The 24,643-nt window shown below is 36.3% G+C and carries 16 protein-coding genes and 1 tRNA gene; 6 read left to right on the top strand and 11 right to left on the bottom strand.

What is annotated here, in order from left to right; all coding sequences use genetic code 11:
• Window position 1 precedes the first annotated feature (1 nt).
• The 5 genes from H4J75_RS04590 to H4J75_RS04570 form a co-directional block, all read right to left on the bottom strand.
• Window positions 2-1,117, bottom strand: a complete 1,116-nt coding sequence (locus H4J75_RS04590; protein WP_182221483.1) for a glycosyltransferase — start codon at window positions 1,115-1,117, stop codon at window positions 2-4.
• Window positions 1,118-3,691 (bottom strand): hypothetical protein, encoded by a 2,574-nt coding sequence (locus tag H4J75_RS04585; RefSeq protein ID WP_182221482.1) that lies wholly within the window; start codon window positions 3,689-3,691, stop codon window positions 1,118-1,120.
• Complete coding sequence (xrtA, locus tag H4J75_RS04580; protein WP_182221481.1) at window positions 3,691-5,169, bottom strand: exosortase A; 1,479 nt, start codon at window positions 5,167-5,169, stop codon at window positions 3,691-3,693. Before xrtA ends, H4J75_RS04585 begins: the two co-directional genes overlap by 1 nt.
• 137 nt (window positions 5,170-5,306) lie before the next feature.
• Window positions 5,307-6,134 carry an XrtA system polysaccharide deacetylase gene (locus tag H4J75_RS04575; protein WP_182221541.1) on the bottom strand — a complete coding sequence of 276 codons (828 nt, stop codon included), beginning with the start codon at window positions 6,132-6,134 and terminating at the stop codon, window positions 5,307-5,309.
• Window positions 6,135-6,213: 79 nt separating this feature from the next.
• Window positions 6,214-7,617: a TIGR03013 family XrtA/PEP-CTERM system glycosyltransferase gene (locus H4J75_RS04570; RefSeq protein ID WP_182174157.1), complete on the bottom strand. Its 1,404-nt coding sequence runs from the start codon at window positions 7,615-7,617 to the stop codon at window positions 6,214-6,216.
• A gap of 213 nt (window positions 7,618-7,830) precedes the next feature.
• Here H4J75_RS04570 and H4J75_RS04565 point away from each other — a divergent pair, with 213 nt between their 5' ends.
• The 5 genes from H4J75_RS04565 to H4J75_RS04545 all read left to right on the top strand — a co-directional run bounded on the left by H4J75_RS04565 (window position 7,831) and on the right by H4J75_RS04545 (window position 13,685).
• Window positions 7,831-8,466, top strand: a complete 636-nt coding sequence (locus tag H4J75_RS04565; protein WP_182221480.1) for an XrtA/PEP-CTERM system exopolysaccharide export protein — start codon at window positions 7,831-7,833, stop codon at window positions 8,464-8,466.
• Between the two features lie 61 nt (window positions 8,467-8,527).
• The gene (locus tag H4J75_RS04560; protein WP_182221479.1) at window positions 8,528-10,126 is read left to right on the top strand and encodes an XrtA system polysaccharide chain length determinant; all 1,599 of its coding nucleotides are present in this window, start codon (window positions 8,528-8,530) and stop codon (window positions 10,124-10,126) included.
• On the top strand, window positions 10,123-10,995 hold the full coding sequence (locus tag H4J75_RS04555; RefSeq protein ID WP_182221478.1) for an XrtA-associated tyrosine autokinase: 873 nt from the start codon (window positions 10,123-10,125) through the stop codon (window positions 10,993-10,995). Before H4J75_RS04560 ends, H4J75_RS04555 begins: the two co-directional genes overlap by 4 nt.
• A complete protein-coding gene (locus H4J75_RS04550; protein WP_182221477.1) occupies window positions 10,961-12,562 on the top strand; it encodes a TIGR03016 family PEP-CTERM system-associated outer membrane protein in 1,602 nt (533 codons plus the stop codon). Before H4J75_RS04555 ends, H4J75_RS04550 begins: the two co-directional genes overlap by 35 nt.
• Before the next feature lie 4 nt (window positions 12,563-12,566).
• Window positions 12,567-13,685, top strand: a complete 1,119-nt coding sequence (locus H4J75_RS04545) for an XrtA/PEP-CTERM system-associated ATPase (RefSeq protein WP_182221476.1) — start codon at window positions 12,567-12,569, stop codon at window positions 13,683-13,685.
• Window positions 13,686-13,743: 58 nt separating this feature from the next.
• Here the strand turns inward: H4J75_RS04545 and prsR are convergent, their stop codons facing one another.
• The 4 genes from prsR to H4J75_RS04525 form a co-directional block, all read right to left on the bottom strand.
• Window positions 13,744-15,096, bottom strand: coding sequence for a PEP-CTERM-box response regulator transcription factor (gene prsR, locus H4J75_RS04540; protein ID WP_182221475.1), 1,353 nt, complete (start codon window positions 15,094-15,096; stop codon window positions 13,744-13,746).
• Between the two features lie 1,341 nt (window positions 15,097-16,437).
• Entirely contained in the window at window positions 16,438-18,471 is a 2,034-nt protein-coding gene (gene prsK / locus H4J75_RS04535) for an XrtA/PEP-CTERM system histidine kinase PrsK (protein WP_182221474.1), read from the bottom strand.
• Window positions 18,472-18,498: 27 nt separating this feature from the next.
• Complete coding sequence (locus tag H4J75_RS04530; RefSeq protein WP_182221473.1) at window positions 18,499-21,549, bottom strand: efflux RND transporter permease subunit; 3,051 nt, start codon at window positions 21,547-21,549, stop codon at window positions 18,499-18,501.
• Between the two features lie 4 nt (window positions 21,550-21,553).
• Complete coding sequence (locus H4J75_RS04525) at window positions 21,554-22,555, bottom strand: efflux RND transporter periplasmic adaptor subunit (protein WP_182221472.1); 1,002 nt, start codon at window positions 22,553-22,555, stop codon at window positions 21,554-21,556.
• Between the two features lie 205 nt (window positions 22,556-22,760).
• Here H4J75_RS04525 and H4J75_RS04520 point away from each other — a divergent pair.
• Window positions 22,761-22,837 (top strand) — tRNA-Arg (locus H4J75_RS04520).
• A gap of 81 nt (window positions 22,838-22,918) precedes the next feature.
• Here the strand turns inward: H4J75_RS04520 and H4J75_RS04515 are convergent.
• The gene (locus H4J75_RS04515; protein ID WP_182221471.1) at window positions 22,919-23,902 is read right to left on the bottom strand and encodes a DHHA1 domain-containing protein; all 984 of its coding nucleotides are present in this window, start codon (window positions 23,900-23,902) and stop codon (window positions 22,919-22,921) included.
• A 62-nt stretch (window positions 23,903-23,964) separates the two neighbouring features.
• A complete protein-coding gene (cysC, locus tag H4J75_RS04510; RefSeq protein ID WP_182217917.1) occupies window positions 23,965-24,615 on the bottom strand; it encodes an adenylyl-sulfate kinase in 651 nt (216 codons plus the stop codon).
• Window positions 24,616-24,643: the final 28 nt, after the last annotated feature.

Raw genomic sequence — 24,643 nt, 5'->3', positions numbered from 1 at the left:
TTTAATCCATCAGATCGTTAAAAAGAGTTACGTATTCATCAGCCATGCGTTTACCTGAATAGTTAGTGTTTACAAATCTGCAAGCTGCATTGGATAATTCATCTGCTTTTTCTTGATTAAAAAGTAACGTTTCCCAATAAGTAGATAACAGTTCTTTTTCACCATAAGGTGCAAGTAATCCTGTTTTATCATGTTCAATTAATTGATCAATACCAGCAATATTATATGCGGCTACAGGAATTCCCATCGCAGTTGCTTCCATTAAACAGCGAGGTATTCCTTCTAAACTTGAAGTCATTACAAATAAATCAAAGCTTTGAAGTAACTCTAAGCGGTCATCCCTAAACCCTAAGAATTCAATTCGATCCTTATGAGATAGCAATTGTGTATACTTTTCAAGTTCAACTCTTGATTCACCATCACCCAGTAAGGTCAAAGTAATATTTGGATATTTACCTGCCAAGGATTCAAATATATCTAAAATGTCTTTAATGTTTTTACGACTAATCATTTGACCAACAAAGCCAATTCTTTTATTATCGCCAATAGATTTTAATGGGTTATTTTTTATTTTTTGCTCATCAACTTCAGATAAGTCGACCCCGTTTTGAACATAGACTAAGCGCTCTTCTTTAACACCAAAACCACGAACATCACTACAAAGCGCTTTTGAGAGTGGAGCAACGATGTCAGCAAATCTAAATGATTGACACCCTAACCAAATAAAGAATTTTAACTTGAAGTCAATCCCATTAGAAAACCCATGCGGTGTAATAACAATTTTGATACCCGCTTTTTTAGCCGCTAACAACCCAAGTATATCTGACTTGTATCCATGGGTATGAATGATATCAATATTATTAATTTTTATTACTTCGACTAGTTTATTAACAACCTTAACATCGAACCTACCGCTCATAGGAAATTCAAAGACATTTCCATCAAGTTTATTAAATTGATTTATGATTTTTAAATCGTCATTATTTGACTCAATAGTTACAGCAAGGTGGCAATTCACTTTTTGAGGATCTAAGTATTTTGCAAGCGCTAGCACCCAGCGTTCTGCACCATAAAATCCAGAAGAACAAATAAACTGCAGTACATTAATTTTTTTCATTTAGTCTTTATTTCCTAATAGTTTCGCTACTTTGGAAGAACGTAAACTCAACCATTTAAATTCACGTTTGATTGATAATCGGGACAATTCTTTTAATAATAATGAAAGAATACTTATTACTTTATTCGTATGAATTTTATCTGTGTAGTTTCGAATATTTTCGAATTTATTTTGACTAATTCTATATTGATAAAAATGTACAAAGCCAATGTTTTGCATCAATAACGCTAAAATTCTCGTATATTGATTACTACTATCATTCCTCAACATCTTAATAATATGCTGGTGAAAATAAGCAGCTTTTCCAAGGAGGGCTTCATTATTTACTGGTGAATAATAATTCGCCATATAAAAAATCCCAACCTTCCGTAAATCTTGCCCAGCCCATGTTGTATTTGGAAACTCTAATTTATCGGTTTGCTCTAAATAAGGTAACTCATTTTCCAACATCCAGTTAGCGTAGTGAAGCATGGCATCACGAGCATAATAAAAGTCATTATCTAGCTGATTCATTTGCTCTTTTATCAACAAGAATCGACCAACTGATTGCAAGAATACTGTATAAAACCACGTTGTCTCAATATTATCAAAATTTCTTAATAAAACATCATCATTAGGGTGAAAGGTATTGCCAATTATCTTAAAAGCTCTTGTTAAATAACTCTGTATTTGAGTTAAGTCATAAGCATCTAATAAAGCAATGATATAGTGCCCAGTTCCCCTATCCATTGGGTACTTTTCTGACATATGGTCTTTAATACCATGATTACCACTTTGTTTTATCGCAAAAAGTTTTGCTAAAAAACAATTCGAACCTTCAAAACTATAAGTGATCCAATCGGCTAACTGTAATACAGCCGCTTTAGAATTTTCATTACCTGTTAAAAGATAATGAGATTTTAGACCTGTTGTATAGCAATGCTGCCCGCCAGGACCACCACCAGATGTATACCCTTCATAGGCTGCTTGATGATTTTTTGAAAAAGTTCTATGTGTGCATGTTGACGCATCTAAATAGTGATCGGTATGCCAAAACAAACCACCATTATATTCATCCTTGTCATCAACCGTATGATAAATATCGATATCCGTTATATGCTTAGCCAAGTCATCCGCTAATTCAAACCACTTTTTATCACCAGTCAGATAAAACTGATATATAAAACCATAAAGTGGATCATACTGGTTGTTATAGTGTGAAATAAAAAGCTCTGAATCTTTATTTCCTGCAGCTTCATGATCGGCATAAAGCTCACCAAAGTTTCTCCACCCGAACTCATCAATTTTTTCTCGTTTTTCAAAAAAATTATTGGCACCAGTAATACCTTTATTTATGATCTTCAATAAATCATTTTGTTGGCTTACGTTACTGAAATAATCGAGAGCATTAGTTGATGCAACATATTCAGGATCTAATGTAATATTTAAAGGTTTGTCAACCCAATCAAAATTTTGACCATTAGAATCAAAATCAAACCAAACTGTATGTGTTTTCTGTTCACCAGCTTGAAGTTCAATTTCTCCTTCGGGAAATAGCTCAAGCTTTAATATGTTATCTTTTTTGCGAATAGCTTTAGGAAAATTTTGCCAAAAATTCTCTACATAAGCACAAGTAGTTTGTATATCACTTGTTAACTCTATGGAGGGCAATATCCGATTTCCAGTCTGCTCTAAATTCTTTCCAGAAATTTTATACCCATTTTGCTTAAGGCCAACATTACCACTTGCATCTTTATGAATTGGGCTATTCCAATTTTCTCCCCCACTAGAAAATTGTTGTATATGGAAGTCTTGTTCAAAAAGCATTGTATCGTTTGACAAATGGTCAGTCATTTTTGCAATTGAATTTTTTGGGGTTGTTAGAGAAATAACCAGAGATGTAATGTTGATTGAGCTAATATCACCTAAGTCCCACAATCCTCCTTCGTGCTTTGCTGCTTGAGGGTTATGTAAAGTAAAATCTAGTTTGAAATATGAACTATCATTAAAAAAAGTGATTTTTGATTTAAATTTAAGTTTGCTAAGTTTTAAACCAGAAAAAGTCCCCTCAATAAATATGTCTTTTGTTTGTGAAGAGTTGTCATCATCTTCTGCAAACCAAAAATTTTGTATAACTGCATCGAATGATTTCCCTGTATCATCAACCAACTTAACACTTAGAGCAGTCGTGCTTTCTTCTTTTTTTGAGTCTAAGCATAAAGAAAATAGATCTCCCTCTCTCTTAGTAATATTTACACTTATTATTCCTGAGTTAATATTAATGAACTCTTCATTTTTGGTTAATGATATTTTTTCTTGAACATGATGTACGCTTGAAATAGAAGTTAAGTAATAAGTGCTATTACTGTTACTTTTAATATCAACTTTGAAGTCTAAAGATATCCATTTTGCACTTTTATCATCCCAATATTCTAAAATTTTTATTTGGCATTTTATGATATTTTTATTTTCATCTTTAAGGACTAATTTTTTTTTATCTACAATCATTCCTTTAGATAACGGTATACCTACAGTTACTGGTTGTGTTTTACGATTGATACCGTTATTTTCTTCGACTTTAAGTGCAATATTCATTATTTTGGTTCTGCAGTCTGTTGGGTTGGTGAGTCTAGATGAGCAACAACATCTGAAAAGAGAACCAGTAACGATTCGTTATCCTTATCACTTTCGATAGACAATGCAATTAATCCTGTTCGATCAACTTCACCCAACAATAAATTGAAAGTTTGCTTCAGTTTTATTTTAACCTTACTGATATAGGAAACTTCTCCAAGTTGATACCAGTGGATAATTAGACGCTTTTTGCCTATTGGAGAAACTAGCTCAGTTAACTGCACTAGTTGCGAACTATTAAGGCGCAAAGGTCTTGTTTGAACCAAGGTCCAGCGCGAACCATTATAAAGCTTGTTAATTGAAGAAATAAGCTCCCCTTTGTAACCATCATATGAGGCACTAAAAAATTCGACTTTTGTATTCTTATCAATAATTACATTACCTTGCTGAATACTATCCGCATCTGTAAAGTATGGTTTCCACTTTACTAATTCTTTTTTACTTATATTATATGGCAAGGTGTTAAATTGAATTAGGGGAGGACTAATTACAACAGACTTTTGAATATGCTCAATACTCAATATCCAAAAATATTGAAGAGTGAACATAGCTATTAATATAATAGATAAAGGCCCATATTGAAAAGTTGTATCATTTTTTTTCTTAGTTATTTCTGCTTTAACCGTTATTTTTTTATCTCTGAACCTCTCACCTATGACGATTAATAAAAATAAAATAATAGCATAAAAAACACCCCCATATATTATATGATCAGCCCCTGCTGCATATTCCATATCGCTCAAATGAGCTGTTAAGACTATACCGTAAACTCTTACAGCATTAGCTAAAATTGGAACTATTATAGAGATAAATACAAATATCAATTGCTTAGGGCGTCTTTCAAATGACAAGTAGGCGTATAAATGACCAAATACGATAGAAGCAATTAGAAAACTTATACCCGAACATGCCTCTGCGACTAGAAACCGTCCTTCAGGTATATCTAAATACAAGCCATTACGATAAATAGGTACGCCAGATAGTTCCAACAATGGTACGGCTATATCAGTAGTTAGCTCTTGTAAGTATGGTATTAGTTGTTCGCCGATAGGAATAGAAAACAATATAAAATAAAGAGGAAATGCTATTTTACTTGCTGCTTGATTACCAATAACCATCCAAATCAGAAGCGGTAATGAAACAAACGTAGCAATATGCATGAACAGTCTTATATCGCCAACAACTCCAAAGGTATAAAGTAATAAAGTACCTATTAATGGAAGGGTCAGCCAATAGTTAGGTTTAAAAGATTGTTGGCATAATATTGTTCGCTTTTGGAAAACAAGGTAACAAGCAGCTGGAATAACGAATAAACAGTGGGTAAATATTTCAGAAATAAGCCAAATATCAATGGCGGTCTCTATGCCTTTGTAAAATGAAGCTCCCCATATTAATAGGATAAGAGAAAAGGAAAGTGTAGCAATACTTTGGTTTTTCATAATATTATCTTATTGTATTCCATTAAAAATTATAATTATATTAATTAAAATCTACGTTATTATTAAACACATGAGATTGATTTAATCTACACATTACCTAATGGCATCCCTATGAAATGATTAACTCAATTTTGGTATTATTTAACCAAGTAAACGCTTCGCATTGTATCCCATTTATAGTCTTTTAAAAGTCGCTCTAATTTACCTTCCATTCTCGATAAATTTATATAATGCCTGAACTTTGATTTTAGTGGCGCATCTTTCACTCTTGGTTGGTCTGGATCTATTTCCCAAGGATGAAAATAAAAACTATAAGGTTTTTGTTCCTGTTGATGGAATTTATCAATACGTTTCTTAGAAAGCCAATATGGATATAAACGAAAATAACCGCCACCACCTATACCTGTATTGATATTATTCTTACGCAGGGTTGGTATGGGTATTTCAATTATTTTTTGTCCACCAAAGCTTTCTGAGCGTTCATGTATAAAGCGAGGCCAATTCGGCACCCCATACAAGTCGTGTTGAATGGGATAAGTGCTCGAGCTATATTGGAAGCCTAATTCAATTAATTTTTCATAAACCCATGTATTAGTATCATTAAGTGAAAAACTTGGCGCACGATAACCTATAACTTCAGTGCCAGACAATTGTTCTAAAATATTTTTACTTTTTACAACATCAGTAACAAAATCGTCTTTACTCATTTCAGTGATACGCTGATGTGCAAAACCATGGCTTGCTAATTCATGTCCTTGGTCAACTATCGCTTTAATCAAGTTAGGGCAACGTTCTGCGACCCAACCTAATGTAAAAAAAGTACTTTTAACATTATGCTTTTCAAATAATTCAAGTAACCGATAAGTATTATGTTCAACACGTAAGGGCGTTTTTTCCCAATCGGCTTTAGCAATAGTATTTTCAAACGCAGATACGTGAAAGTAATCTTCAACATCGACTGTCATCGCATTAATAATTTGGCTCACAAATATAACCCTTGTTCCAATATAATATTACTCACAGCAAGTAGAGAGAGCATTTTATTTATCTTCCTTTGCCAAATAAAACAATTTCAACCGTTCTAATTAAAATTAATAAGTCCAACATAAAGCTACGGTGCTTAATGTAATATAAGTCATATTTAAGCTTCTCTAATGAATCTTCTTCTGTTGAACCATAAGGGTACTTTAATTGTGCCCAGCCTGTTAAGCCTGGCTTAACATTATGACGCTCGTTGTAGTAAGGTAAGTTTTTAATAAGCTGCTGAACAAATTCAGGACGTTCAGGACGCGGGCCAACAAAGCCCATATCGCCACGAATGACATTGAGTATCTGTGGTAATTCGTCTACGCGGTATTTACGAATGAATTTACCAATACTCGTAGTCCGATCATCATTTTCGGAGGCCATTTGAGCACCATTTTTCTCCGCATCGATTCGCATACTTCTAAATTTATAAATATTAAAAGCTTGTCCGTCTAAGCCAACGCGCTCTTGCAGATAAAAAATAGGGGCTTTCATGCCTTCGTCTAATTTAATAAGAATGGCTGTTATTAGCATAACTGGCCAAGTAACTAAGGTTAAAGCAATAGCAATAGCCGCGTTAAAAACCCAATCTAAGGTATTGCGTAAATGGTTGCCGGAAGCAAAACCATTTGAATAGATCACCCAACTTGGATAAATAAGGTTTACGGCAATCTGACCTGTTTCTCGCTCGATAAAATCGAGAATTTCGGTAATTTCTACGCCACGTATTTTACAGGCAAAAAGTTCATCAACCGGTAAATTATCACGACGTTCATCACTAGCAACAACAATTTCGTCAATACCATGCTCTAGTGCATAGTTAACCAGAGAACCTTCTAATGCAATACGGTTTTCGTTAACTATACCTGTTTCGGTGTCGCCTGGCATAATAACAAAGCCGTGCATGTAAAACCCTTGCCTGTCGACATCTCGACGCATGCGTTTTTCGATGATAGACGCTCTGTCACCTGCGCCAAGCACTAATACCACTCTTTTACTGAAACCAAAAAAGTCGACTTGCAGAGTAAAATAACGAAAAGCACTATCAATAATAAGACTAAATAATGCCGCCAGTGCAAGTAATTCAATTTTTAAAGCGTGTTGACCATATAAGGGATTAATTAAGGTGACAATAAAGAAGCCAATCGCTACTGAAACAAGCAAACGCCTGACAATACCACGGTAATTTTCACGCAGCTTTGAGTTATATAAGCCTAGTGCTAATAACGATAGTTGTACCATTAGCGCGAAAACAATCGCGCAAATAGCCAATAAATTAGTAGGTATGTTTTGATGCTCGACAAATAAAAACAAGCTATTTAAATAGACGGTCAGTAATAATGAACCCGCGAAAAAAATCAGTTCAATAATAACTAAAGATTTACTACCCGAAGATAGATCTCGAAACTTTGGGCTAGACATATGAATTAATTATTCCCTTTATTATTAATAGATTCAACTTGTTCATTTATGATTTTTAGTAAAAAACACCCAAAACATAAGCGTGTAAGATAATAGCAATAATCATAAGTTTTTTACACCTATTAAATGTTGTGCAACCTTTGTAAAAATCACATACAATCAGATAGCTTAGTATCAATTTAATAAATTCGATGTATAAAGAAGGTTATAACCATGGAAAAGAATATGCTCGGTCAACTAAAAACAGCAATACTACTAACTATAGCTTATGTTATTTCAGGTTGTAGTACATTAACCTTACCACCAGCAACCATACACCAATCGAATACGGTTGATGTTAGCTCTTATAAATATTTAATTGGTGCCGGTGATGTTGTTAATATATTCGTATGGCGTAACCCTGAAGTTTCAGGCACATTTGTTGTGCGTCCCGACGGAATGATAACCACCTCTTTAGTTGAAGATATACCTGTATCAGGAAAAACACCTACCGAACTCGCTCGAACTATTGAAGAAATTTTAGCAACTTACCTGAGAGAGCCCGTAGTTACCGTAACCGTAAATAATTTTGTTGGCCCATTTAGTGAGCAGATACGTGTTATTGGTGAAGCTGCAGAACCTAAGTCAATCAATTATATTCAGCAAATGACATTACTCGACGTAATGATTCAGGTCGGTGGTTTAACAGAATTTGCTGATGGTAACGATGCTATTTTAGTAAGAGTGGAAAATGGCGAACAAAAACAATATGAAATTTATATTGAAGACTTAATTAAGAATGGCGAGATAGCGGCTAACGTTGACGTTTTGCCAGGTGATATAATTGTTATCCCTGAAACTTGGTTTTAGTTTTAGTTACATAAGATAACAATCGCCTATTTTATTAATTGCCTGTATTTAGAGGTCAGGAATGCAAGAAACACTTGAACAAATTTTAGATTATTTAAAAGGTATGTGGATTAAACGCCGCTATCTTATGATAGCTACTTGGCTTATTTGCCCTTTAGGTTGGTTTGCCGTTTCACAGCTACAAGATAGTTATGAATCAGAAGCGCGGGTATTTGCTGATACTCAATCTATTTTAGGTCCTTTGTTAAAAGGGATGACGGTTGAGTCGAATCCTGATGAACAAATCAGTTTAATGGTAAAAACATTGCTCAATCGCCCAAATTTAGAGCGTATTGCTCGGATGACCGATCTAGATGTTCAAGCTAATACCCCGCAAGAATTTAATAACTTAATTGAACGATTAACAAAGGGTATTTCAATTAACAAAACTGGCGGCAGAAGACAAAACATTTTCAATATCAGGTTCTCTGATAAAGACCCAGTAATGGCACGCGATGTTGTGCAAGCGGTTATTACGGTGTTTATTGAAACGACTCGAGGTGAGAATCGTCGGGATTCTGATTCTGCACAAAAATTTCTTGATAGCCAAATTAATGAATATGAAAATCGTTTATTAAAAGACGAAGCAAAGTTAACTAATTTTAAACAAAAATACAGTGAAGTGCTGCCTAACCAGTACGGTGGTTATTACCAAAAGCTAAATAACTCAAAAGAACAATTAAAAACTATTGAACTAATTTTACTAGAAACTAAAACACAATTAGCTGGTTCAAAAGCTAAACTGATGCAATCTTCAACGTCAGAATCTAATCAGCAAAACAATATTGTTGATTCAAACAGTATAAAAACGACTTTTGATGATCGTATTGCCGAGTTAGAAGGACAATTAGATTCACTACAGCTTAGATATACCGAGCAACATCCTGATGTGAAAGAAGTTCAACGTCGCCTAGAGCATTTATCAAAGCAAAGAAATGATGAAATTGAACAGTATCTAACAAGCAGTAATGAGGCAGGTAATGACTACACGCCAATAAGTCAGAACCCGGTAATTCAAGAGATTCAAATTCAAGTGAATCAACTTGAAGGACAAGTTGCTTCGATGGAGGTAAGAGCTAATGATTACAGAAATACTGTTAGAGATCTTGAAAACAAAATTCATACATTACCTGAAATCGAAGCAGAACTAGTCGCACTTAATCGCGGCTACGATATTACTAAAAAACAATATGAAGACTTACTTGAACGTAAAGAGAAAGCACAAATAGGTCAGTCTGCTAACGAAACGACCAGTAAAATAAATTTCAAAGTGATTGATCCTCCTCGTGCACCTTTAATACCTTCAGGTCCTAAAAGGTATCTATTTTATGTAGTTGTGACCTTTTTAGGAGTAGGTGTTGGATTGGGATTTTCCTTTTTATTCAGTCAAATTAACCCTGTTGTAACTTCGAGCAGCCAAGTAGCTCGGGCAACGGGCATTCCTATTTTTGGTATTGTTTCAGCTACTGAAAATATAGGTCTACAAAGTAAAGATAAACGTAAAACGATACTGTTTTTTGTCTCTAACAGCTTATTAATTTTAATATTATGCTTTTTTATCGCTTATTCGTTATTTCCGGATGCAATACAAGCGCCAATACATAGGATTTTTAATTTATGAGTACCATAGAAAAAGCACTCGCTAAACAAAAGATGGCTCAACAAGACAAAACACCGGTTGTTACTGAAAATGTAACGGTTGATAAAGCAACTAAAGCCGCTAAAAGCTCGACAGCTTCAGTAAATTATGAAAACAATGATGTTTTAGTGCTTAATAAGAATGATCTTGAAAGTCGTGGTTTCTTAATCGATAACGGTACCAGAAAAAGTATTAAAGATGAGTTTCGCCAAATTAAACGTAAGCTCTTAAACAATGCCTTTGGCTCAGGCTCTAAAACGCTTAAAAACAGTAATTTGGTTATGATAAGTAGCTCTAAACCAAATGAAGGTAAAACTTTTATCTCAATCAACCTTGCGCTAAGTATCGCCTTAGAACAAGATAAAACAGTATTATTAATTGACGCCGATGTTCTACGCCCAAGCATAAATCGAGAATTAGGCTTTAAGCAAGTCCCTGGCTTGATTGAATACTTACTGGGTGAGAAGCACGATATTTCTGAAATAATTTACAGTACCAATATTGATAAGCTTAAAATAATTCCTGCAGGTGAACCTCATCATCTTTCTAATGAATTACTCGCCAGTGACCGTATGGAGTCTTTAGCTAAAGAACTTGCAGAGCGCTACCCTGACCGTATTGTAATATTTGACTGCCCACCATTAATTGGTGTTACAGAAACGATGGTCTTAGCCAACTTAATGGGCCAAGCGCTGGTCGTAGTTGAAGAATCAAAAACGCTCTTAGCAGATATTCAAAAAGCGACAGAAAACCTCAACGAAGATTTAGCACTGGGTTTAGTGCTAAACAAAGCAATCAGATCTCACAAGGATATGTATGGCTATTATGGTTATGGATACGGCACTAAATAAGACAGTATTAGCTGCAGCAATCTTTGCCATTTTATCTGCAAATACTTTCGCAGGGGAATGGCAGTTTACACCACAGTTAATTATTGATGAAACCTATACAGATAATGTTAATTTATCGGTTAACGACACAACAGCAAGTTTAGTTAGTCAAACAGGTGTTGAATTAAGCACATTATTCTCATCAAAAAAATTAGAGTTCAGCCTTAATTCTAGTAGTGTTTATGCAATGTATAGCCATGATCATGACACTGATGATGACTTTCATACCTTAGATAGTAATTTTCGCTTAAAGCTAGGTCCTAAAGGACTCGCTTTAATTGCTAGTGCTGCAATATCAAATCAATCTAGAAATTCATCTAATAACGCTTTAGCCGATATTGTTTCTGGCGATATCAGCAGAGTAGAAAATTATTCGGGTGGTTTTGAGTATTCTATTAACAATAGTGATTTTAGTATCAATTCAATCATTCAATACCGAACCACTAAATCACAAGATGCCATAGGTGAACGACAAGGGTATGGTGCGAATTTTTTAAGTGATAATGGTTCTGCTGCACGACATATCTACTGGAGTGCTTCATCTGAGTTTGCTGATTATAGCAATCAAGGGAGAGACGGCACGCTATTTAAAGGGGAACTGAAGATAGGCTTTATTACCAATTATAAAATCACACCATTTTTACGCTACTATGATGAGACCAACGAGGGTGACCTTACCCAAAGTAATAGTTCATCACTTGAATCTGATTCTTACGGTGGCGGTTTCCGTTGGTTAATAAGCTCTAGGCTCTTATTAGACCTATCTTATAACACACCTACTGGTACTCAGGTAGATCTCGATGGCAAAGAACAACAAGACTATGTTGCGGCCACAATTCGCTGGGAGCCTAGTCAAAGAACATCATTAAAAGTTGATTATGGCCAACGTTTTTATGGAGAAAGTTATGGTCTCGACCTTACCCATAAGAACAAACGTTTAACCAACTCAATTACCTACGTAGAAGAAGTTAGAGCGTTTACCCGCAACAATTATCAGAGTGTTGCACTAGGAAGTTATTATTGTCCCCAGAGCGAGATAATTGACACTTTAGCTTGTTTTCTTAGTAATAATGATAATATTAATATTGATGATTATCAGCTGGTAAATTTAAATGATTTTGTTTTAGTGGAAGATCTAGGTTTATCACTAAACAAAGAACTAAAATGGTTGTCAGAATTGAAGCTTACCCGCACAACATTTAGTGTTTCACTGTCTAGTTTAACCCGTGAAAATTTGGATACTCGTATCGAAGATCGAAATGCACGTGCTTCATTTGCAATTAAACGCAAAGTTAGTGGTAAATCGAACCTGCAATTAAAGCTTGAATATAGCGATAATCATTTTTTACTTGCACAAGAAAATGAGCGCCAAGATCGCTACCGACGTTATAGTCTTGAATATGATAAGTCTCTAAATAGTCGATTAAATATTAAGTTAGGCTTAAGCCACCTTAATCGTAGTTCAACTGAGCAATCATTCAATTATGAGGAAGACCGGGTCTACCTCAAATTTAGTAAAGGTTTTTAGCAGTATGTACGAAAATTATTATGGTTTTAAAGAGCGTCCTTTTCAGTTAAGTCCCGACCCACGTTTCTTTTTCGCGTCAAGCAACCACCAAAGAGCAATGTCTTATTTACAATATGGCTTAGACCAAGGCGAAGGTTTTATTGTAGTTACTGGGCCTATAGGCACGGGTAAAACAACAATAGCGCGTAACCTTTTAAACAATATTGCTGACGATTCAATTGTTGCTGCTCAACTTGTCACGACTAAGCTCGACCCACAAGAATTACTTGAACTTGTCGCCTTTGAATTTAAGATTACCGTTAAAGGTAAAAGCAAAGCTGAGCTACTACAGTCAATTGAACAGTTTCTTATTGATTTGAATCGCCAAGGTAAGCGCGCTTTGTTGATTGTTGACGAAGCACAAAATTTACCGATAGAAACGGTTGAAGAACTGCGCATGTTATCTAATTTTCAACTGGATAATAAGCCGTTGATACAAAGTTTTCTTCTCGGACAGGAAGAGCTTAAAGATATTATTCAAGCGCCTAATATGGAACAATTTCGTCAACGTATTATTGCATCTGCGCATTTAAAGCCACTCACTAGTGACGAAGTTAAAGAATACATTAATCATAGATTGCAGCAAGCAGGTTGTATTAAAGAGGCACTCTTCTCAGATGAAGGCTTTAACGTTATTCATGAAAAAACGTTAGGCGTTCCCAGAAAAATCAATATTTTTGTTGACCGTTTATTATTGTTTGGGTTTTTAGAAGAACTCACTTGTATTGATGTTGACGCAATTAACGAAGTCGCGTTAGAGATGCAAGTAGAGTTAACCGGTTCACTTCATAAAGTACAATTAGCCAGTAATGAACCTAGCCAGGCTAGCGCACAGCTCATCGTTAATTCAACTGAGAATGTTGAAAACATGAAAGAAATATTAAGAGAAGTAGAAGAGATATTAGAGTCGTCGATTAAGCAGAAAATTAAAATGGCGCGTTATGTTGATAAACTCCTTAAGCAGAAGAGTCGTTTATATGCTGAAAGTAATATCGATGAAAGTATTGAAGCTAACTCAGAGCTAACGGCTGATACAATTGCCGATACTAATTCTGAACGAAATAGTGAAAACGATAATAGTTAACATCATTAATTAGTGGAGAAGATTTTATAACAAAACCTTCTCCATATTTTCACATCATCTAGGTTTCGTTAATTGTTAGGCCATATTTTTCAATTAATGAATACAATGTTGGTCTAGTAACACCCAGTAATTCTGCAGCTTTTGACATATTGCCTTCGGCTAACGCATAAGCTTTTTGAATAGCCAGTGACTCTGCTTTTTCTCGCACCGAGCGCAAATTCAAAGACAACTCAAGTTCAGTATTCGTATGATCAAAAAAGCCTAAGTCAAAGGCAGTCACTTGTGTGCCAGTCGTCATAATTACCGAACTTTTTACTTTATTTTGTAACTCACGAATATTGCCCGGCCATTTATGAGCCTTAATAGCACTTAAACCGTCTTCTGAAAAACTTTTTACATTACGTTTATATTCAAGTGCGTACATCTGTAAAAAATATTGAGCCAGAATTAATACGTCTTCATCTCGGTCACGTAGCGGGGGGATATTTAAGGTTATTTCACTCACGCGGTAAAATAAGTCTTCACGGAAAGTTTTATCTTTAACCATTTGTTCTAAGTTTTGATTGGTTGCACAAACGACTCGAACATCAACATTAATTTCTTGTCGACCACCAAGGCGTTCAATCGTTTTTTCTTGTAAGAAGCGTAATAGTTTTGCTTGCAAGCTAAAGGGCATATCACCAATTTCATCAAGAAATAAAGTACCGCCTTCTGCACACTCTATTTTGCCTTTAGTCGCACGATGAGCCCCAGTAAAAGCTCCTTTTTCAAAACCAAACAATTCACTTTCTAATAAGTTTTCAGGGATAGAAGCACAGTTAATGGCAACAAAGGGCTTATTACTGCGCTCACTGGCAATATGCACGGCATTAGCGGTTACTTCTTTACCTGTGCCGCTTTCACCCAGTAATAAGGCTGTAATTTGTGTTGGCGCAATGCGCTTTACCATCATGCGGAGGCGGTCAATAGCTTCACTGTTGCCAATAATGCCAATATCACTACCCGCAACTTGACGCATCTTACGGTTTTCGTCTTCAATTGCCGAAACACTAAACGCCCGCGCAATAATGACATTGATCACATCAGCATCTATTGGCTTTTGATAAAAGTCGTAGGCACCCGCAGAAATAGCTTTTAACGCATTAGTACGATCATCATTCCCGGTGATCACTATCACCTTAGTATGAGGCGCTATGGTCAAAATTTCCTGTAATGCCGCTAAACCTTCAGTGGCATTAGCTTCATCTGGCGGTAAACCTAAATCAAGCGTAACAACTTTGGGTTCAAAGCGACGTACTGCAGCAATAGCACTTTCACGATCACCTGCTAATACAGCCTCATAATCAGATAAGCTCCACTTAAGTTGCTTTTGTATTCCTTTATCATCATCAATGATCAGTAACTTTTCCATACGACTAAAACCCTTTTATTATTTATACGCTTTATTTGAGCGCGTAGTTCTGAATTCACATACGTCATCATGAAACCACGAATGTCACTCTGAAGCCACAAATGTCACTCTGAATTAACGAACGTCATCCTGAATTTATTTCAGGATCTTAACCCAGATACTGAAACAAGTTCAGCATGACGGGAAAAAACCTGACCTATCGTCAGCCTGAATCCACAATCGTCACCCTGAACTCACGTACGTTATCCTGAAACCACGAACGTCATCCTGAATTTATTTCAGGATCTTAACCCAGATACTGAAACGAGTTCAGCATGACGGAAAAAACCTTACCTATCGTCGTCATGAAACAACATATGTCATTCTGAATCCACAAACGTCATCTTGAACTCATGAACGTCATCCTGAATTTATTTCAGGATCTCAACCCAGATACTGAAACGAGTTCAGCATGACGGGGAAAAACAACCTTACCTATCGTCGTCATGAAACCACATATGTCATTCTGAATCCACGAGCGTCAGCCTGAACTCATGAACGTCATCCTGAATTTATTTCAGGATCTTAACCCAGATACTGAAACGAGTTCAGCATGACGGAAAAAACCTTACCTATCGTCGTTCTGAAACAACATATGTCATTCTGAATCCACGAACGTCAGCCTGAATCCACAAACGTCATCTTGAACTCATGAACGTCATCCTGAATTTATTTCAGGATCCCAACCCGGATACTGAAACAAGTTCAGCATGACGGGGAAAAACAACCTTACCTATCGTCGTCAAGAAACCACATATGTCATTCTGAATCCACGAGCGTCAGCCTGAACTCATGAACGTCACCCTGAATTTATTTCAGGATCTTAACCCAGATACTGAAACGAGTTCAGCATGACGGAAAAAACCTTACCTATCGTCGTCCTGAAACAACATATGTCATTCTGAATCCACGAACGTCAGCCTGAATCCACAAACGTCATCTTGAACTCATGAACGTCATCCTGAATTTATTTCAGGATCTCAACCCAGATACTGAAACGAGTTCAGCATGACGGAGGAAAACAACCTTACCTATCGTCGTCATGAAACCACAAACGTTATACTGAATCTACGAACGTCATCTTGAACTCATGAACGTCATCCTGAATTTATTTCAGGATCCCAGCCCGGATACTGAAACGAGTTCAGCATGACGGAAAAAAACCTTACCTATCGTCGTCATGAATCCAGCTACATCGTACTAAGTCCACGCACGCCTGCCTGATTACACGTACGCCATCCTAAATCCACGTACGTCATCCTGAATTTATTTCAGGATCTGTATTACACGGTAATATATCATTTATAAACTTGGATTTATTGGTAAGTCTATTATAAAAACAGTGCCTTTATCTTCGATACTCTCGACTTTAATTATTCCGGCGATACCTTCAACAAATTGCTTGGCTTCAAAGACGCCAATGCCCATACCCGCGTTACCTTTAGTGGTATCAAAAGGTTTGAATAGTCGATTATTAATAAAGTCTGCCGACATACCGCAGCCATTATCAGAAATTTTAATACCTATGTGGTTTTCTATCTGAGTAAGTTCTACTTTAACCCAGCCATCTTTGCTTGTCGCTTCCTGTGCATTCTGTATTAAGTGATTGAGCACTGAATGAAACGTTTCATTATCAATAGCCATTTCACAATGGTTGATTTTATCAAAGGTCACCTTAGGCAACTCAATATTTCTCTGCTCTATTACACTGTTAATGACTGCTGAGATATCAACCAACTCACTTTTAGGTTGAGCTGCTTGCTTATTACGTAATTGCGAAAGCACTTTAGATAAGCGTTCTGTCGCTGACTCTACCGTTTCAAAAACATCAGCAATAAACTCTGGATTATCCCGGTGTTTTTCTGCATTAGAGGTAATAAGTGCTAACTGAGCTTGAACATTTTTCAAATCATGCACTAAAAAAGCGGACATTCGGTTAAAGGCATCAAACTGTTTTGATTCTGCTAATTTATCATTAGCTTCATGTAAAGAAACGAAATTTCCTAACTGTTTTGATATGGCGAAAAGTAAGTCTCTGTCTTCCCAATTTAATTGCTTAACTTGATTTTTTCCCGCTAAAATAAACATCCCATAGAATGCTTTACCAATAAAAATAGGGACTATAATTCTAATGCTCTTGGTATCAAATAACGATAAATCCAGAGATAAGCCAGGATAAACAGTTGGCGTTTTGCGATATTCTTCAACATCAATGATCCAACCTTGGCGCTGACAAAAAAGACTGCACTCGACCAGTTGCTGATTAAAGGTATCATCTAGAAGCAATTTTTCAGAATATTGAACACTGAAACGTTGACCTGTTACTTTTTTCAAAATAGCGCCAGCATAAGCATCTACTTTTGACATCATTATTTGAGTTGCCATTTGATAATAGCTTTCAGCATTGGTGGTTTCTATTTTTCCGATCAGGTTTAACCATTCATCGCGGTATTCGTATTTATTAGCAAAAAAGTTTTTTGCTATAAACACTTTTAATTTCCGGCGCAACGACTCGGTAATAAATAAAGCGACTAATACCAAAGCACTTAACATTAGAAAGCCGATACTCACAACGCTGCCCCACTCTCCACCTATGTAGTTAATAACATAGCCAGCAAAGGCCATAACCAACAAATATATACCGGCAATCATCAACATTGAGCTATAAAAAACAACATGTCGAGAAACAAAAATTCTTACCGCACCATTACGAATCCGTCGAGTACTGATCAGTAATAAAGGCACAACAATAAGAGAGATAAAGCCACGACAAAACCAAAAATCAAAATCAATACCGTCAACCATTGTGGCTTGTGCATATAAAACAAAGTCAAAAATTGCAACGCTGGCTAATGCAATAACCATCGGCCAAATAGCCCAGCGCACTTGTGAATCAGCACTTCGGTATAACTGCTCTAGTAGCACTAAACTCCATAAATTAAGCACAATAAAAAGTAGGAATAAATACTCATAAGAATAATTCAATAAGACACTCGCCAACCAGCAAGCAACCATGAGTATGGCCCAAACTTTGATATATTGACGAATATGTGAATTGGCAATAATCGCCCGAAAAGAGCGTTGTTCTGTGTTACAAAGCAAGATTAACAACGACCAGCAAGCTACTTTAAAGCCATCTGCAAGCATCGCCCACTGCAAGCTAAAGCCTAACTTTATTTGTAAGGCCGCAACCCCATTAGCAATAACAGTGACAAATACAGAAACTAATACCCAGCGAGCGAGCGTTGTCTTATTTCGTGCAGCAAAAATCAGTAGCGCAAAAATTAAATATGCAATGCCAGCTAATGAATAACCAAATAGACCTAATGAATCCATAATATAAACTTCTTATTGAGTTTTTGTTTAGTCGTTGTTTTGTTTTTTATCTTCAGTAAAAACGTCAGTTAATACCGGTACTAATAAAAAGCTCGCGATAGCTGAAACACATAAGCCTGAAATAATAACAGTGCCCAAAGGCTGCCATAACGCACCACCAAAAATAGTTAAGGGCAACAGTCCACCAATAGTTGTTAGCGTTGTTAATAATATTGGGGTAAAACGGCTTGCGCTAGCCGTTATAATGGCTTCTTTTAAGTTAGCTGACTCTGCAAGGTTTCGATTGGTGGTATCAATTAATATAATGGCATTATTGACCACTATTCCAAACAGACTAATTAAACCAATAAATGCCATCATTGAAAATGATTGTCCGGTTAAATATAAACCTATTACCGAGCCTGCCATAGCAAAGGGAATTGAAGTAAAAATTACGATGGGTTGTAAAAATGACTTAAACTGTAAGACCAGCACCGCGAAAATACCAATAGCAGTAACGAGCATGATTTGAGTGAGCCCAGAGAAATTTTCTTGACGAGATTCTTCTTCTCCTCCCAAATTATAACTAACGCCACTTGGCATTTTATACTCATCTAAGTACGCAATAACGTGAGCCGTAAGTTCACTTACCGTATAATTTTTATCTACATCTGCAGATACTTTTGCCATACGTAATTTTTGATAATGGTAAAACTCAGTGCGACCTTTTTGCAGTTTAGTACTAATAAATTGATTAAGCGGAATAGCTTCACCTAATCGATTAGTAACATTAATATCAGCTAAACCATCAATATCTGGATTTTTACGACGCACAATAATGGGATAATTTTCACCGTTATCATCATTAAATTGCCCGACGGATGTACCAGAAAGTATTGTCTGTAAAGTAGTATCAAGGGTATTGATATCTATATTGCTTAAACCTGCTTTTTCATAATTGATATCCAGCAGAAGCTCTGTATTAGCAACACCAATTGGGTTATCAATATTTATGATGCCTTTTGTATTTGCCATCATATTGGCAAGATCATTAGCAACCAGCTCTAAGTCAGACAGTGACTCACTCATTAACCTAACGCTTATGGGTAAGTCAGTAACCGGACCTTGGGTAAACTCACTAACCGTAATTTTAGCTTCCTGCCACTGACCGAACTCTTCACGCAGTTCACTAACAAAACTAGAGACTCTTACCGCGTCATATTCAGCCAATACAACAATAACCTGGCCATAAGTTGCCACACCACGTTTAGGAATTTGATTGTAATAAATACGAGGGTTGGCACTACCAACATTTAAAGCAACTTTTTCTACTAAATCATTTTTTTCGATGATTTTAGTCATTTTTTGCATGACTTTATCAGTATAAGCTAACGATGAATTAGGCGGTGTTTCAACATCAAGCATGATCATTGGCTTTTCCGCTTTAGGGAAAAGACTCACGCCCACCTTGCCAAATAATGACAACATGCCCACTAAGCATAAAACTGCAATAACAATAACAATCCAGCGTAAATTGATAAACCGACTTAACCATTTTGCATAAGTCTGCTCGGCAAATATATTCACATAATGCTGCAAAGTCTTTATTTTAGAGGTGTTTTTCTCTGTATTGGCTGCAAAAAATCGGCTCGCTAACAGTGGCGTTAACGTTAGTGCAATTAACAAAGAAGCGAGTAACACTAATACCACAGTAACAGGCATTGAGCGAACAAAGTCACCGGTACTGCTTGCTAACATTAGCATAGGTAAAAACGCTAACATCGTGGTAACAGTGCCACTGGTTATTGCCCAGCCAACCTTGCTTGTACCAGATGCCGCCGCGTCACTAAGAGGTGTGACTTTTTTCTTTTCGCGATGAATACTCTCGGTAACAACAATGGCATTATCAACTAGCAAACCTAATGCGATGATCAATCCAACAATCGACATTTGTTGTAAACCGAAGCCAATAAAATCTAACCAACCTATTGCCACTAAAAATGACAACGGAATCACCGCGATGACTACTAAAGATTCACGTAACCCTAAGAATATTAGTGACATAATGCCAACTAAGACTAGTCCTTGCCAAAGGTTATCAAAAAAACCATTTACTCTTGATTCAACACTATCCGCTTGTTTAAACAACACATCAACATTCATGTTGTCAGGTAAACTTTCGGTGAAACTTGCTATTTCATTATCGATATTTTCAGTTAGCGCAAAAATATTTGTATCGGGTCGTTGCTCTACGGTTAGAAAAATAACCGGCTTATTGTCATAATATGCTAAATAATTAGGCTCTAATCCAGAAAATTCAATTGTCGCAACATCTTTCAAACGCAGTATAAAACTGTCATCAGAGCGAATAACCGTTTCACCTAACTCGGCCAATTGCACAAAATTCCCACTGGCTTTTACATTAAAGCGCCTTGAACTTGCATCAACATAACCTGGGGTAATATTTACCGCACGACCTTGCAAAATTGCATTGATATCGGTAACAGATAAACCGTAATGCTTTAACAAGGCTAAATTAACGTCAATCGCAACAATTTGCTGAGGGTATCCCCAAATATTCGCTTTTCGAACGTCGTTAATCGCTTCTAAACGTTTTTCTAACTGTTTGGCGTAAAACTCCATAACTTTATAATCAATCGGCTCACTCCACAGTGCCAGTTGCATAATAGCGACACCAGAGGGTGTTGCTTTTAAAACAAGTAAGTCATGAACACCTTGAGGTAAACTCGGTTTAACCGATGAAACCGCTTGCTTTACTTTGTTAAAAGCAGCTTCGGAGTCTGTGCCATATAAAAAGGTTATTTCAATACGAGCTCCACCATTTTTGACCTGAGATTCAATTTTTTTGATGTTTTCTATATCAGAAAATTCTTCCTCAAGTGGATTTATCACTAAAGTTTCAATATCTGCGGGTGAGGCACCAGGATAAATCACTTCAATTAAAGTGATGGGCATATCAAATTGCGGGTCTTCTGAACGTGGCATTTGAAAGTATGAAACAATACCAACCAGTACTAATAGCACCACTATCGTTAGGGTAAACTGAGCATTTTTTATGGCGAGTTTAGGTAGTAGCATAAAATTACTTACCTATTGAAATATGTTGCCAACCACTCGTCACTATCTGTAAGGGTTGGTCATCAACCGAAGCAAACAGATAAACAAACTGATTATCTAAACGATAAATATCATAAGATTGATACGTAAGGTCTTGCTCATTCCTAACAATAACAACGGCCTGACCATTATTATTAACAGTTACCAATGCTGATATCGGTAAGCGATAAACAAAGTTATCACTGGTAAAGTCGATAGTGATTTCAGCAATTTGCCCCGCAACAATACCATTGTTCAAATTAATATTTGGCAGTAACACTTCTATAATAAACATATTGCCATCGGTATTAGCAATAGCAGGTATTTTGCTTACCTCGCCAATAACACCGCCAAGTGCTTGTATTGAAACATTCACTTTTTGACCTAAACGCACTTGGCTAACTTCGTTACCTGTTAAGGCAACTTTTACCACCCAATTTTGTTCTAAAGCGGCTATTTTTAGTACATTACTTCCTGGTGATTGTAGTTCACCTAGTTCAGTATAACGATTTAATACTACACCTGAAAATGGCGCAAAAATTTGTGCTTTTTCAAAATGATAAAAGGCGACTTGATAGTTAGCTCTGCTTGTTTCAACACGAGTTAAGGCAAGATCAAGATCTTGTTCTGAGCTTAATTTATTTTCGAGTAGTTTTTGTTGGCGGTTAACTTCGCGCTTTGCTTGTAATAATTCTGCATAAGTAGCGTTTTTATTTTGCAGTAATTCGCGGGTGTCTAAAGAAGCAATGAGCTGATCTTTTTCAAAGTACTGCCCTTCATCAACGGCTAACTTAGCTAAATAGCCACTACTTTTAAATGACAAATTTAACGTTCGTTTAAAATCAAGTTTCCCTGTCCGTTTTATCGTGTCTGCGTAGGGCTCAACAATGATCTGTTCAAAATCGTAACTCTGTGACAATGTAAAAAATGATACGGAAAGTGTTATCCCAATCATCAAAAACTTAATAAAACTATTCCATGATTTCATATTCAATTCTATAACGCGTTAAATTAACTGATTTTATTATAGCCAATACTTTAGGGTTGTTGCGGAATAAAGTACATCTTTTTCCATTATTTATCCTTAGCTTGACTAAGAACGATAAAATTCCCTGCTGTACAGAAAATAAAGACGACAAAGCTAGACAATTTTCACGATTAATTATAGTATTTGCCGCGCTTAACTCAGCAAACCACCCGTAGCTCAGCTGGATAGAGTTCACGCCTCCGAAGCGTGAGGTCACAGGTTCAAGTCCTGTCGGGTGGACCACTTTTTTTCCTAAAAACAAAATTCACGTTAAATAAACAGTTTCATTTTTACAGTGACCGCTTATCTATTTTACCACGTCACTCATTCGTTATAGTAAGCTGCTACTGCGGCTAAAAACGCTTCAATCTTATCTTTAGGAAGCGAATTGATGCCAGCGGCAGCGGCACGTCCTCCACCTGTAGCAAACTGACTACAAATATCACCGGCACCCTGTTTATTCGCTAATGGCGCTCTTAAAGAAACCGTATAGGTGTTATCTGTATTTATTGTAAAAATAGCATGTGCTTTCTTTGGGTTTATATTGGCTAATTCATTACCAAAAACACCACTTATTCTTCTGGCCCATGTTTCATCCGGTAATTCAAATGCAGTTAATAACGCTGTGTCATAAAATGCTTTGGTGTTAACGGCTTTTAAATGGTCTTGGTTATATAGTTTTTGCAAAATATAATAAGGAGAGTCTGCATCTTTAATCGTATCAAAAGGGCTTGAGTAAGCTAACAGTAATTCGTATAACCTTGCCGGATGAAAATGCAAATCGTCAATATGTGAACCATAACCATTGTAGTTAATTAAGGTACCTAACGTTTCTAACTGCTCGCATTCGTTATCGTTTAAACCCGCTAATTTGGCCAACTTAGTCGCTTTAGCAATAAGATTATCCCCAAAAGCGGCACAAATTGCCCAATGATGAAACTTCCCAGCTAAAATCTTATCAACGATTAAAGCCGTACAAGTATTTGCATCTAAATCAATATGCGTTTGTAAATTTACATGTTCCGGAATGTCACCCGCACGGTGATGATCGATATAGGTTACATTGCCGCCTTCAGCTAATAAGGTATTCAATGCGTCTTTATTTTTTTCCATTGAAATATCTAAAACGCGAATAACACTATCGTCTCTACTATTGCTTTGAGCATTTGTTATCTCAACGACCTGTTGCAGTAAAGCAATATCACGTTTAACGCCGGTAATTTTGACACTTACTGTTGGATTGGCTAATTGCAATTGCAGCAAGGCGATAATACCGTCGGCATCGCCATTAAATACGTCATAATTCACAGATAAATCCTTTATTTTTAGTCTTTACAATTATTTCTTTTCGATAAAGCCATTGGCAAAAACTATGATTTTATAATTTGTTTTTTTATTAAAGCGTCTATCACTAAATCTGCACATTGCTCAATAGACAAATGCGCTGTTTCGATATGTATTTCAGCAGTTTCAGGGGCTTCATAAGCCGAACTTATCCCGGTAAAATTAGCGATTTCACCCGCTCTGGCTTTTTTATATAAACCTTTAGGATCACGGCTTTCGCAAACATCTAAAGGCGTATCAATAAATACCTCTAAAAATAACGCGTCTTTGAGTAACGCTCTGGCTTGGTCTCTGTCTTTTTGAAAAGGAGAAATAAAGGCCGTTGAAACAAGCAAACCTGCGTCTACAAATAACTTAGCCACTTCACCTATCCTACGTATATTTTCAATACGGTCTTCGTCAGTGAACCCTAAATCGTTATTTAAACCGTGGCGAACATTGTCACCATCAAGTAAATAACTGTGACAGCCACGTTCCAGTAACTTTTGCTCAACTGCGTTGGCAACGGTAGATTTACCCGAACCACTTAGACCGGTATACCATAGCAATACCGCTTTATGACCTTTTAACTGAGACTTTTGTTCAGCAGTGACACTTTGTTGATGCCAAACCACATCTGACGATTTTTCTGTGTTATTTTTTTCTATATAAGGACTTGCTGGGTTACTTTTTTTCATAATTCACATTTATCATTGGACGCTATTA

Origin of the sequence: Colwellia sp. BRX10-1 (genome assembly GCF_014077545.1) — a bacterium.
Taxonomy (GTDB): Bacteria; Pseudomonadota; Gammaproteobacteria; order Enterobacterales; family Alteromonadaceae; genus Colwellia_A.
This window is presented reverse-complemented; position numbering and strand designations above follow the sequence as displayed.